This window comes from Vagococcus vulneris (assembly GCF_003950515.1).
Taxonomy (GTDB): Bacteria; Bacillota; Bacilli; order Lactobacillales; family Vagococcaceae; genus Vagococcus; species Vagococcus vulneris.
The window spans coordinates 249,013-261,840 of the sequence record NZ_NGJS01000002.1 but is presented as its reverse complement, the minus strand read 5'-3'; the positions used below and the strand labels follow the sequence as shown (position 1 = coordinate 261,840).

Here is a 12,828-nt window from a genome sequence, read left to right as displayed (position 1 = left end):
AATTATTTGCTTAGGCTTGTACTATTTTCCATAACATCGTCGATTAGACCATATTTTTTAGCATCTTCAGCTGACATATAGTTATCTCTGTCTGTATCTTTTTCGATAACTTCGATTGGTTGTCCAGTATTTTTAGCCAATATATTATTTAATTTTTCACGAGTTTTTAAAATGTGACGAGCAGCAATTTCAATTTCAGTGGCCTGTCCTTGAGCTCCTCCTAAAGGCTGATGAATCATAATTTCTGAATTTGGTAAAGCAAATCGTTTGCCTTTTGTACCAGAAGATAATAAGAAACTACCCATTGAAGCAGCCATTCCAAGTACAATTGTTTGAACATCAGATTTTATGAAATTCATCGTATCATAAATAGCTAGACCCGCTGATACACTCCCCCCAGGAGAATTAATGTAGAGATAAATATCTTTTTCAGGATCTTGAGCATCTAGAAATAGTAATTGTGCGATAACAGAATTTGCCACATTATCATCGATTGGTCCGCTTAACATAATGATTCGATCTTTTAATAGTCTTGAGTAAATGTCATAAGCACGTTCGCCACGAGACGATTGCTCAATAACTGTAGGTATAAGGTTCATGTAACATTCCTCCTAAAATAATTGGTACATAATATAATTAATTTTAACATAAAAAAAAACTAGCACCTAATAAAGAGTTTACTCTATTGGTCAATAAAGGTCAATTAAATTGAATTAAAAATAAAAAGACAAGAACACAGAGTGAATGTCTTGTCTTTTGATATGTTATAATGGCTTATGACGCGTCCTAAGGGAATCGAACCCCTGTCTCAAGAACCGGAATCTTGTGTGATATCCACTACACTAAGGACGCAATACTCTATTATTTTATCAGACTATAAAAAAATAGCAAGACAATATTGAAAGGATGGCCACGATGCGATTTGAACAACATATTTCTCAGCAGCAGAAACAATCTCAAAAACTGATGATGAGCCAACAAATGCAACAGTCGATAAAAATGCTGCAATTAAATACGCCAGACTTGCTTTCTTTCTTAGAAAATAAAGCTTTGGAAAATCCTTTAATTGAAGTTACGGCACAAACAGATGACTATTCGGAAAGCAATGCGGCAACAAGTTATAATGGTGAAAATAAACATCAAGAATGGATGAATCAGCTTCCTAATGAAACAGGTTCTTTGTTTGAACATGTTATTAACCAGATTCATTTAAATTACCGCGACACTTATCTGCGCCAATTAACGTTGTATCTTGTAGAGTATATTGATAGTAATGGGTATTTAACTATCACTATGGAGGAAGCAATGGATCAAAGTGGTGCAAATTATATTGAAATGCTTGATGCATTGAGGCTTTTACAGATGCTGGAACCTGCGGGAGTAGGAGCAAGAAATTTACAAGAATGTTTAATGTTGCAAACAGAAAGGGACAATACAGCACCTGAATTAGCTTACTTTATTCTTGAAGAGTTCTTTGAGGAATTGGCTTCGCGTAAATGGTCTATTATTGAAAAAGAGCTTGTGATTCCTGCGTATGAGGTACAAAAAGTCTTTGACTATATCCAGCGGTTAAATCCATTCCCTGGAGCAGTATTTGGTTCGATAAATGATGCATATATCATTCCTGATGTTGTTGTGAATGAAATAGATGGTGACTTAGTTATTCGGTCGACTAAAAGAGGAACGCCTTCAATTGAATTTCAGCAGACATATTTCAATCGAATGATTGCAAAGGGAGATAGTGAAGTAACTTCGTATCTGAATGATCGAAAAAGAGAATTTGAGTGGATCAAGAAGGGTGTTGTTTATCGAGGCGATACAATCTTGCGTATTGCGCAGACTATTGTTAAATATCAGACACAATTTTTTACTGATCAAACTAGACCAATCAAACCATTGCTTATGAAAGATATTGCAAAAGAATTAGATATCCATGAATCAACTGTCAGCCGAAGTGTTAATGGTAAATATATGCAGACAGCTTTTGGTACGTTTGAACTAAAAACATTTTTTACGACAAGACTGGCGACAAAGTCTGGTGATGACAATATTTCAACAGATACTGCTAAACAAAGAGTACAGGCAGTAGTGGAACAAGAAGATAAAACAAAACCGTTATCTGACCAAAAAATTGTAGAATTATTAAAAAGCCAAGATATTCTACTATCAAGACGAACCGTTGCAAAATATCGAGATGAATTAGGAATACCAAGTTCATCAAAAAGAAAGCGATATGAAAAAAATAATTAATAGATATATGGTTTTTTTCAGTAAAATTACTTGAATTTATTATATTTTACTGCTATTATGTACATGTAGAGTTGATTTGAAACATTTTATTTAAATTTGTTTTGTTTCACTCTTTTCTTTTTAAAATGCTTGGGTCGTAGAAAGTCTACGTTGGACGCAAAACGACCATGGATAGGGGATTGTGATGGATCGTGATATAGAAATGATAGAGCGCATTGCACCTGATATTATCCAAGTCGTTGAAGAAAGATTCCGTATATTAAGGAATATTTATTGGATGCAGCCCGTTGGAAGGCGGACGTTGTCAATGAAAATCAATGTCACTGAACGAAGTTTACGTACAGAGACCGAGTTTTTAAAGCAACAAAATTTGATAGATGTGTCTAAAAGCGGAATGGCTTTAACAGACGATGGGCTGAGTGTTTATCGAGGACTTGAATCGTTTATGGAAAGTCATTCAGGAATGCGAAAAAAAGAAAGAAAATTAGCTGAATTATTAAATATAGAACATTGCTTGATTATTCCGGGCGATAGTGATAAAGAAATAAAAGTTCTTGAACATTTCGGTTCGGTCTTAACTGATGTTTTAGGAAGCCAATTACCAAATGGTGACAATGTTATTGCTGTAATGGGTGGTACAACAATGGAGACTGTTGCGAAAAACATGCAAGAGTTGGAGACGCCTAGACGTCATAATCTATTTGTTCCAGCACGAGGCGGTGTTGGTGAAACGATTAATATTCAAGCTAATTCAATTAGTGGCATGATGGCTGAAAAAACCGGTGGAGATTTTAAGGTTCTCTATGTTCCGGAACAAGTTAGTCATGAAACTTATGAGATATTGCTTCAAGAGCCAACGGTTCAACGTGTGCTGCATTTGATTGAAAAAGCCAATTGTGTAGTTCATAGTATTGGGCAAGCATTACGAATGGCTAAAAGAAGAGGAATGGCAGCCGAAGAATTAAGCATGTTGAAAAATAAAAATGCGGTGGCTGAATCATTTGGTTATTTCTTTAATGAAGACGGGGATGTCGTTTATAAAATTCCTCGCATTGGTCTGCAATTAAAAGACCTCAAACATATTCCGTATGTTGTTGCAGTGGCTGGCGGTAAGCACAAAGCTAAAGCAATTCAAGCATACATCAAAAATGCTCCTGCACAGACTTGGTTGTTAACTGACGAAGGAGCGGCTAATCAGATTTTAAAAGGGGAAACCCTTTAAAATAAAATAAATTTTTTCGATTTTCTAAAGGAGGAAATCTCACATGACAGTTAAAGTAGGTATTAATGGTTTTGGACGTATCGGACGTTTAGCATTCCGCCGTATTCAAGATGTTGAAGGATTAGAAGTAGTAGCAATTAATGACTTAACAGATGCAAAAATGTTAGCTCATTTACTAAAATATGATACAACTCAAGGACGTTTCGACGGTGAAGTTGAAGTTCACGACGGATACTTCAAAGTAAATGGTAAAGATGTTAAAGTTACGGCTAACTCAAATCCAGCTGAATTACCTTGGAAAGAATTAGGAGTAGATATCGTATTAGAATGTACTGGTTTCTTCACTTCTAAAGAAAAAGCAGAATTACACTTAAAAGGTGGCGCAAAACGTGTTGTTATTTCTGCTCCTGGTGGTAATGATGTACCAACTATCGTGTATAACACAAACCATGAAACATTAACTGGTAAAGAAACAGTTATTTCTGGTGCTTCATGTACAACTAACTGTCTTGCACCAATGGCAGATGCATTAAACAAAAACTTTGGTATCGTTGAAGGTTTAATGACTACTATCCATGCTTATACTGGAGATCAAATGACTTTAGATGGACCACATCCTAAAGGCGACTTCCGTCGTGCCCGTGCAGCTGCTGCAAACATCGTACCTAACACAACTGGTGCTGCAAAAGCTATCGGTTTAGTAATTCCTGAATTAAATGGAAAATTAGATGGTGCTGCTCAACGTGTTCCAGTTCCAACTGGATCATTAACTGAATTAGTAACTGTTTTAGACAAAAAAGTTGACGTTGCAGAAGTTAATGCTGTTATGGCTAAAGCTGCTAATGAATCATACGGATATACTGAAGACGAAATCGTTTCTTCTGATATCGTAGGAATTAACTTTGGATCATTATTTGATGCAACTCAAACAAAAGTAATGACTGTTGGTGACAAACAATTAGTTAAAACTGTTGCTTGGTATGATAATGAAATGTCATACACTTCTCAATTAGTTCGTACTTTAGAATATTTTGCAAAATTAGCTTAATCAACTAACCACTTGTTAATTGATGAAAACTAATCGAAGCGGGGAAGCAGTCACGCTTCCTCGCTTTTTTATGTTATTTTTTAAATTTTAGGAGGTCATGGAACATGGCAAAAAGAACTGTAGAAGATTTAGATGTAAGAGATAAAAAAGTCTTAGTACGTGTTGACTTTAATGTGCCAGTTAAAGATGGCGTAATTACAAATGATAACCGTATCGTAGCGGCATTACCTACTATCAAATACATTATCGATAATGGCGGAAAAGCTATTTTATTCTCTCACTTAGGTCGCGTAAAGACTGAAGAAGATAAAGAAGGAAAATCTTTAAAACCAGTTGCTGAACGTCTATCTGAACTATTAAACAAACCAGTAACATTTGTTCCTGAAACTCGTGGTAAACAATTAGAAGATTCAATCGACAATATGAAAGACGGCGATGTGTTAGTTGTTGAAAATACTCGTTTTGAAGATATTGATGGTAAAAAAGAAAGTGGAAATGATCCAGAGTTAGGTAAATATTGGGCATCATTAGGTGATGTATTTGTCAATGATGCATTTGGTACAGCTCACCGTGCGCATGCTTCTAACGTAGGTATTGCTTCACAGCTACCATCTGCAGCAGGATATTTGATGGAAAAAGAAATTAAGTTTATTGGCGGTGTGGTTGAGCATCCACAACGTCCGTTTGTTGCTATTTTAGGTGGTGCTAAAGTTTCAGATAAGATTGGTGTAATCGAAAACTTAATCGATAAAGCGGATAAAATCCTTATCGGTGGTGGGATGACTTATACTTTCTACGCAGCACAAGGACGTAACATCGGTAAATCAATTTGTGAAAAAGACAAAGTTGATTTAGCTAAAGAATTATTAATTAAAGCAAACGGTAAAATTGTTTTACCAATTGATACAGTTTGTGCGCCTGATTTTGATAACGATGCACCAACTTCAATTCATGAAATGGACATTCCAGCTGATTTAGAAGGACTAGATATTGGTCCTAAATCCGTGAAATTATTTACTGAAGAGTTACAAGGTGCTAAAACAGTCGTATGGAACGGACCAATGGGCGTTTTTGAATTACCAACATTCGCTAAAGGAACAATTGGCGTCTGTGAAGCTATCGCTAACTTAAAAGATGCAACAACTATTATTGGCGGCGGCGACTCAGCAGCAGCAGCTATCCAATTAGGCTTTGCTGATAAATTCACTCATATTTCAACAGGTGGCGGCGCTTCTCTAGAATACTTAGAAGGTAAGAAATTACCAGGCGTTGAAGCTATTTCTGATAAATAAAAACGAAACACAAATTAAAGGAGATAATAATATGCGTAAACCAATTATTGCAGGTAACTGGAAAATGAATAAAACTGCTTCAGAAGCAACAGCTTTTGCTAAAGCAGTTGCAAATAAAATCCCATCTAAAGAGGTTGTAGATTCAGTTATCGGATCACCAGCTTTATTCCTAGCTGACTTGACATCAATTGCAAAAGGATCTGATTTACAAATTGCAGCACAAAACTGCTACTTTGAAAACTCAGGTGCTTTTACAGGTGAAACTTCACCAGCAGCATTAGCGGACTTAGGTGTTGATTATGTAATCATCGGACATTCAGAACGTCGCGAATATTTCCATGAAACTGATGCTGATGTTAACAAAAAAGCTAAAGCAATCATCGCTAACGGTATGACACCAATTATTTGTTGCGGCGAAACTTTAGAAACTTACGAAGCTGGCAAGACTGCTTCTTGGATTGAAAACCAAATTAAAGGTGCTTTAGCTGGCCTTTCAGATGAACAAGTATCAAATCTAGTTATAGCTTACGAACCAATTTGGGCGATCGGAACTGGTAAATCTGCTGATGCGACAATCGCTGATAATATCTGCGGTGTAGTACGTGAAACTGTTGCTAAATTATATAACCAAAATGTGGCTGATAAAGTACGTATCCAATACGGCGGATCAGTTAAACCAAATAACATTGCTGAATATATGGCTAAAGAAAATGTTGATGGAGCTTTAGTCGGCGGAGCAAGTCTAGAAGCTGATTCATTCTTAGAATTATTGGAGGCTGTAAAATAGTATGAGTAAATCACCAGTTGCAATCATCATTTTAGACGGTTTTGGTCAACGTGATGAAGTTGTGGGTAACGCGGTTGCTCAAGCTCATAAACCAAACTTTGACCGCTTTTGGGGAGAATTCCCGCATAGTACTCTAAAAGCTTCAGGTTTAGACGTTGGTCTGCCTGAGGGGCAAATGGGTAACTCAGAAGTTGGTCACACAAATATTGGTGCTGGACGTATTGTATATCAAAGTTTAACTCGTATTGATAAATCAATCCAAGACGGTGAATTTGAAACGAATGAAGCCCTTAATCACGCAGTCCAATACGCATTAGACAACGATTCTAATTTACATTTATTTGGTTTATTATCAGATGGCGGTGTTCATAGTCATCAAAACCATCTATATGCCTTATTAGAATTAGCTAAAGCCCAAGGTGTAAAAAACACTTATATTCATGCCTTTTTAGATGGACGTGACGTAGCACCAACTTCTGCTGTTGACTACATGACTGATTTAGTTAATTTTATCAAAAAAATCGGTTATGGCGAAATTGCGACTGTTTCAGGTCGTTTCTACGCGATGGACCGTGATAAACGCTGGGAACGTGTTGAAAAAGCTTATGATGCAATTGCTGAAGGCAAAGGTGTTATGGCAACTAACCCAATCGAAGCCATCAAAGCATCTTATGCCAATGATGTAACTGATGAATTTGTTTTACCAATTGTTATTGAGAAAAGTGGTCAGCCAGTTGGAACAGTTAAAGAGAATGACGCTGTTATCTTCTTTAACTTCCGTCCTGACCGCGCTATTCAATTATCAAATGCATTTACAGATATCGAATGGGATCATTTCAAACGCAGTAATCACCCAAAAAATGTTAAATTTGTAACAATGACCTTATTTAACCCAAGTATTGTCGCTGAGGTTGCATTCCCGCCAATCGAAATGAAAAATGTGATTGGGGAAGTGTTATCAAATGAAGGCTTAGCGCAATTGCGTATTGCTGAAACTGAAAAATATCCTCACGTTACTTTCTTCATGAATGGCGGACGTAACGAAGAATTTCCTGGTGAAAACCGTATTCTTATCAACTCGCCAAAAGTTGAAACATATGACTTGAAACCAGAAATGAGTGTTTACGAAGTAACTGACGCTTTAGTAGCTGATATTGAAGCAGACAAACATGACGCGATTATATTAAATTTTGCTAATCCGGATATGGTTGGACACTCTGGTAAATTAGATGCTACAATTAAAGCGATTGAAGCAGTTGATGAAAACCTAGGTCGTGTGGTTGATTCAATCTTAGCTAAAGACGGATATGCAATTATTTTTGCTGACCACGGCAACTCTGAGACAATGACAACACCTGAGGGTAACCCACATACGGCACACACAACTGTGCCAGTACCTGTGATTGTTACTAAAAAAGGTGCTGAACTAAGAACGGATGGACGCTTAGCTGACGTTGCACCAACTATGTTAGACTTATTAAGTGTTAAAAAACCTGCTGAAATGACTGGAGAGTCATTATTAAAATAAACTTGCGAATGTTGCTTAATTCGTATTGAAAGTTTCAATGAAAATAGTTAAAATGATACTATGGAATGGATAATTCCTTAGCTATAAAACAATATCCTAAAGGAGAGAAAAAAAACAATGTCAATTATTACTGATATTTATGCTCGCGAAGTCCTTGACTCACGTGGTAACCCAACAATCGAAGTAGAAGTTTATACAGAAAGCGGTGCGTTTGGTCGCGGTATCGTTCCTTCTGGAGCTTCAACCGGTGAACATGAAGCCGTTGAATTACGTGACGGTGACAAATCTCGTTATTTAGGTAAAGGTGTTTTAAAAGCTGTTGATAATGTAAATAACATCATCGCTGATGAAATTATTGGATTTGACGTTAGAGATCAAATGGCTATTGATAAAGCTATGATCAAATTAGATGGTACTCCAAATAAAGGTAAATTAGGAGCTAATGCTATCTTAGGTGTATCTATTGCATGTGCTCGCGCTGCTGCAGATTACTTAGAAGTTCCTTTATACCACTATTTAGGCGGATTCAATACTAAAGTTCTTCCAACTCCAATGATGAATATCATCAATGGTGGATCTCATGCTGACAATAGCGTTGACTTCCAAGAATTTATGATTATGCCTGTTGGTGCTCCAACATTTAAAGAAGCTATCCGTATGGGTGCTGAAGTATTCCACAACTTACAAAAAGTATTAAAATCTAAAGGTTTAAATACTGGTGTTGGTGATGAAGGTGGATTCGCTCCTGATTTATCTTCAAACGAAGAAGCTTTCGAAATTATTATCGAAGCTATTGAAGCTGCTGGTTATGTTCCAGGTAAAGATGTGCGTTTAGCAATGGACGTAGCATCATCAGAATTCTACAACAAAGAAACTGGTATGTACGACTTAACTTCTGAAGGACGTTCTTTAACTTCTCAAGAAATGGTTGCTTTATATGAAGAATTAATCGCTAAATACCCAATCATCTCAATCGAAGACGGTTTAGACGAAAACGACTGGGAAGGTTTCAAACACTTAACAGAAAAATTAGGACAAAAAGTTCAATTAGTTGGTGACGATTTATTCGTAACAAACACTGAAAAATTAACTCGTGGTATCGAAGAAGGTATCGCTAACTCAATCCTAATCAAAGTTAACCAAATTGGTACTTTAACTGAAACTTTTGAAGCTATCGAAATGGCTAAAGAAGCTGGATACACAGCTGTAGTTTCTCACCGTTCTGGTGAAACTGAAGATGCAACAATTGCTGACATCGCAGTTGCAACTAACGCTGGTCAAATCAAAACTGGTTCTGCTAGCCGTACTGACCGTATTGCTAAATACAACCAATTATTAAGAATTGAAGACCAATTAGGTGATGTAGCTGAATACAAAGGTTTAGCTTCATTCTACAACTTAAAAGATAAATAATCTTCGCTTAGTATAAAGCTTATTCCACTGGAATTAAAAATGTTCGGACGCAAAAGACTCTTCTTTTTGAAGGGTCTTTTTTTGTCTTTTGAGATTATTTGTTAAGGTATACCAATTTTAATTGATTGTAGATATTATCTGTATTGCTAATTGCAGAATGTTCCTAGTTAGTAATACCTTACTTTTTATTTCTTTTATTAATTTTTAGGTAAAGGAAGTATATATTGTGGAAATTAAAGAAGTTTTGGAAGAGTATTTATTAGATTGCAGGATTAGAAATTTATCAAAGAAGACAATCAATTCTTATAATTATCAAATTGGTATTTTTGTAAAATATATGGAAGCAGAGTTTAATGAAAAAGATATTAGTAAAATTAAAAGAGTTTATGTGAAAAAATATGTGTTAGACTTGCAGGAAACAAAAAAATCTAATTATGTAAATCAATTATTAAAAACTTTAAAGTTACTATTTAAGTATGCAGTTGAAGAGGAATACCTAGATAAAAGTGTTATGGAAAACATTTCATACCTAAAGACAGATACAGTATTATTAAATACATTTAATGATAGAGAAGTAGCTAGTATGATAGATTTTTATGGCAAAAGTAATGATTTTTTATCCAAGAGAAATCAATTGATTATTGAGATATTTGCTGATTGTGGATTAAGAGCTCAGGAAGTAAGGGAGCTTAAAAATGAAAATATCTTTGATAATTATATAAAATTTTTAGGTAAAGGAAGAAAAGAAAGGATAGTTCCATTGAGTCCCTATTTATCTTATTCTTTAAAAAAGTATAATCGAGTAAAGCAGGGTTATTTCAATAACTTAAGAAATTATAGGGAAATTGAAGATTATTTATTTGTTTCTAAAAGTGGGAATCAACTTAAAAACAATGTATTACTTGAAAAAATAGTAAAAGATGCTTGTAATGAAATAGGTGTCCGTGAAGAAATTCAAAGAAGGTCTTGTCATTCATTAAGGCATTACTATGCACAAAAACTATTGAAGAGTGGTGTTAATCTTTATACGATTAGTAGGTTATTAGGGCATTCGAATATTAAAACTACTCAAACATATCTTAATAGTTTAACGAATGATGAAATTTTAAATGACGTAAAAGGTATTACACCGTTAACTATGTTATTATCTGACAATAAAATATAGTTTATTAAACAACAGTGTGAAACTGTTCCTTAAAAAAACATGATTTGACTTAAGTCTGAAAGGAAGCTAGATTAAGACCATCAATTAATGAAAGGGTTTTAATTATGACTGAAATAGTTGGAAAAGTTAGCGATACACAAATGTTGAGACAAGCAATTCCTTTAATTTTAAAAGAAAAATTTAAAGAAGGTGCAACCTTTGAAGAGTTATGGGCAGAATTATTTAAGGATAAAAAGTTAGCAAAAGTTATGATAAATACGGACAAAAAACCAAGATTGGGACTTTTACAAGGGTTGTCCAACAGAATTAAAGATGGTAAAGAAGAAAATTTGATGTTAGTTAAAAAAGAAGATGGTAAGAATTACTTTATGTATTTTGACAACTCTTTAGAAAAACAAGTTAAGCTAACTCAAAATTATCTATCTTCATTTAGAAATATTAATTTTGACAAAGAAACAAAGCTAGATAAAAATAAAGAAGACTTGCTGAAAGAACAGATAGAATTATTAAAAAAATTGGAAGAGATTAATAAAAAATTAGTAATTTAATTATTGCAGGAATAACGCAACGGTCTGAAACTTTAATGAGTATTTGATTTGGATGTTTATTCTGAATCAGATACTTTTTTAATCTCTAGTAGATAGTTTAATATACGCAATGGTGTGAAACAAATAGAAATATTAAGAATTATCATTAACTTTAAAATAATATAAAAATAACACATGAAAAGGGTTGAAATTCCCCATGAAATCAAAAAAATTTCCCGATATCCATATAGACATATTTTCTAATAGTATATATATCCTATCTAGAAAATTCATCTTGAATCAGATTTAGGATTATATAGAAGTAGATACATGAATTAGGATATAGAGAAGATTAATGAATGAGATTATCCGTAAAATTAGTCATCTTTATTCTTAATTTATTTTTTATTAATTTTAGATATAAAAAGGAAAGATAAAAAATGCTAGAAAAATAGTGATTCATTTTTAATAGTTTCTAATCTAATTGTCTTTAAATCTTGTTTTTATTATGTAGATATTATTGTGATGTCATAGCCCAAGTAATTGTGTGTCCAGATTCCTCAGTCGTCCATGTATCAAATGAGAAGTTTCCGTCACTATATGTATAAGGGATATAGTAGTCTTTAAGATTTATAGTATCATTGGAGACAGTGTACGTTTCATCATAATCAGGTCGATAAGTACCAGCTAATTCTATATGAACGCTGTTTTCACTAGTAAAAGTAATAGGTTGCATCCCATCATGGATTAAATTTTGAGGTGCTTTATTATCATTCATTGCTTGTTCAGCATCCATATCGTCGTAAAGAATTGGTTTGATAACATATTTTTTTCCAACGAGTTGTTTTTTTACATTATTCAATGAATCATTGGCTGACGTTTGTTTTTTCTTCTGTTCGTCAAAATATTCTTTTGCTAAAGATGTGTCCATATATTTTTCTGATATCACAGTCCAATCATTTCCAGAAAATTGTCCCATATAAGGCATAAACTCTAGCTGTCCTTTTACATTAACTCTAAAAGTACCAAAACCATCCATTTGGTCAATTCCCGCACTAATATAGGCTAGTTTATCTTTATCATCAATTCGTACATTTAAAACATATTTTGATGGAGGTGCTGGAGCAAGTTCTAAAATAGCCATTACCCATTTTTTTAATTGATTTTCTGATAAATTTGTTTCAGAAATGGTTGAACTGGTGCTAGTTGATTTAGAAGATGCTGATTGACTATTAGTAGTGTGGGACACTTTAGCTAAATTTTTATTGACATGATTTTTTGTAGAATTAGTACCTAAATAAAAAAGAATAAACGATATAATAATCAAACCACTAAAAAGTGAAATCCATTTAGTTATTTTCTTCCTTTTTTCTTTTTTTTCTACATCTAATAGCATTTTTGTTAGTTCCAATCTAACATTTGGGTCAGTAGCATTATTTAATTCAGTCCTTAATAAATCTTTCTTATTTCTATCGTTTTTTAAACTTCTAGTTAATTGTCTTTTTTCACTACTCATTCTTTATACCTCCATTTTATTCTCTTTAATTGTATCAAAATTAAAGAAAGAATGTGGATAAAATATTTATGGATTTTGAG

Annotated in this window: 11 protein-coding genes and 1 tRNA gene; 9 read left to right on the top strand and 3 right to left on the bottom strand. The window is 34.0% G+C overall.

Going from position 1 to position 12,828, the window contains the following annotated elements; all coding sequences use genetic code 11:
* Positions 1-2: 2 nt before the first annotated feature.
* Both clpP and CBF37_RS02860 read right to left on the bottom strand, forming a co-directional pair.
* Positions 3-599 carry an ATP-dependent Clp endopeptidase proteolytic subunit ClpP gene (clpP, locus tag CBF37_RS02865; protein WP_125983206.1) on the bottom strand — a complete coding sequence of 199 codons (597 nt, stop codon included), beginning with the start codon at positions 597-599 and terminating at the stop codon, positions 3-5.
* Between the two features lie 181 nt (positions 600-780).
* A tRNA-Arg gene (locus tag CBF37_RS02860) sits at positions 781-852 on the bottom strand.
* A 63-nt stretch (positions 853-915) separates the two neighbouring features.
* Here CBF37_RS02860 and rpoN point away from each other — a divergent pair.
* The 9 genes from rpoN (at position 916) to CBF37_RS02815 (ending at position 11,253) form a co-directional block, all read left to right on the top strand.
* Positions 916-2,250: an RNA polymerase factor sigma-54 gene (gene rpoN, locus CBF37_RS02855; protein WP_125983205.1), complete on the top strand. Its 1,335-nt coding sequence runs from the start codon at positions 916-918 to the stop codon at positions 2,248-2,250.
* A gap of 184 nt (positions 2,251-2,434) precedes the next feature.
* Positions 2,435-3,472, top strand: coding sequence for a sugar-binding transcriptional regulator (locus tag CBF37_RS02850; protein ID WP_125983204.1), 1,038 nt, complete (start codon positions 2,435-2,437; stop codon positions 3,470-3,472).
* Between the two features lie 43 nt (positions 3,473-3,515).
* The gene (gene gap, locus CBF37_RS02845; RefSeq protein WP_125983203.1) at positions 3,516-4,520 is read left to right on the top strand and encodes a type I glyceraldehyde-3-phosphate dehydrogenase; all 1,005 of its coding nucleotides are present in this window, start codon (positions 3,516-3,518) and stop codon (positions 4,518-4,520) included.
* A 104-nt stretch (positions 4,521-4,624) separates the two neighbouring features.
* Entirely contained in the window at positions 4,625-5,812 is a 1,188-nt protein-coding gene (locus tag CBF37_RS02840) for a phosphoglycerate kinase (protein ID WP_125983202.1), read from the top strand.
* Between the two features lie 31 nt (positions 5,813-5,843).
* Positions 5,844-6,599: a triose-phosphate isomerase gene (gene tpiA, locus CBF37_RS02835; protein ID WP_125983201.1), complete on the top strand. Its 756-nt coding sequence runs from the start codon at positions 5,844-5,846 to the stop codon at positions 6,597-6,599.
* 1 nt (position 6,600) lies between these two features.
* Positions 6,601-8,127 carry a 2,3-bisphosphoglycerate-independent phosphoglycerate mutase gene (gene gpmI / locus CBF37_RS02830; protein WP_125983200.1) on the top strand — a complete coding sequence of 509 codons (1,527 nt, stop codon included), beginning with the start codon at positions 6,601-6,603 and terminating at the stop codon, positions 8,125-8,127.
* Between the two features lie 117 nt (positions 8,128-8,244).
* A complete protein-coding gene (gene eno / locus CBF37_RS02825) occupies positions 8,245-9,540 on the top strand; it encodes a phosphopyruvate hydratase (RefSeq protein WP_125983199.1) in 1,296 nt (431 codons plus the stop codon).
* 226 nt (positions 9,541-9,766) lie between these two features.
* Positions 9,767-10,705, top strand: coding sequence for a tyrosine-type recombinase/integrase (locus CBF37_RS02820; protein ID WP_125983198.1), 939 nt, complete (start codon positions 9,767-9,769; stop codon positions 10,703-10,705).
* A gap of 104 nt (positions 10,706-10,809) precedes the next feature.
* Entirely contained in the window at positions 10,810-11,253 is a 444-nt protein-coding gene (locus CBF37_RS02815; protein ID WP_125983197.1) for a hypothetical protein, read from the top strand.
* Between the two features lie 496 nt (positions 11,254-11,749).
* Here the strand turns inward: CBF37_RS02815 and CBF37_RS02810 are convergent, their stop codons facing one another.
* A complete protein-coding gene (locus CBF37_RS02810; protein ID WP_125983196.1) occupies positions 11,750-12,748 on the bottom strand; it encodes a hypothetical protein in 999 nt (332 codons plus the stop codon).
* Between the last annotated feature and the right edge of the window lie 80 nt (positions 12,749-12,828).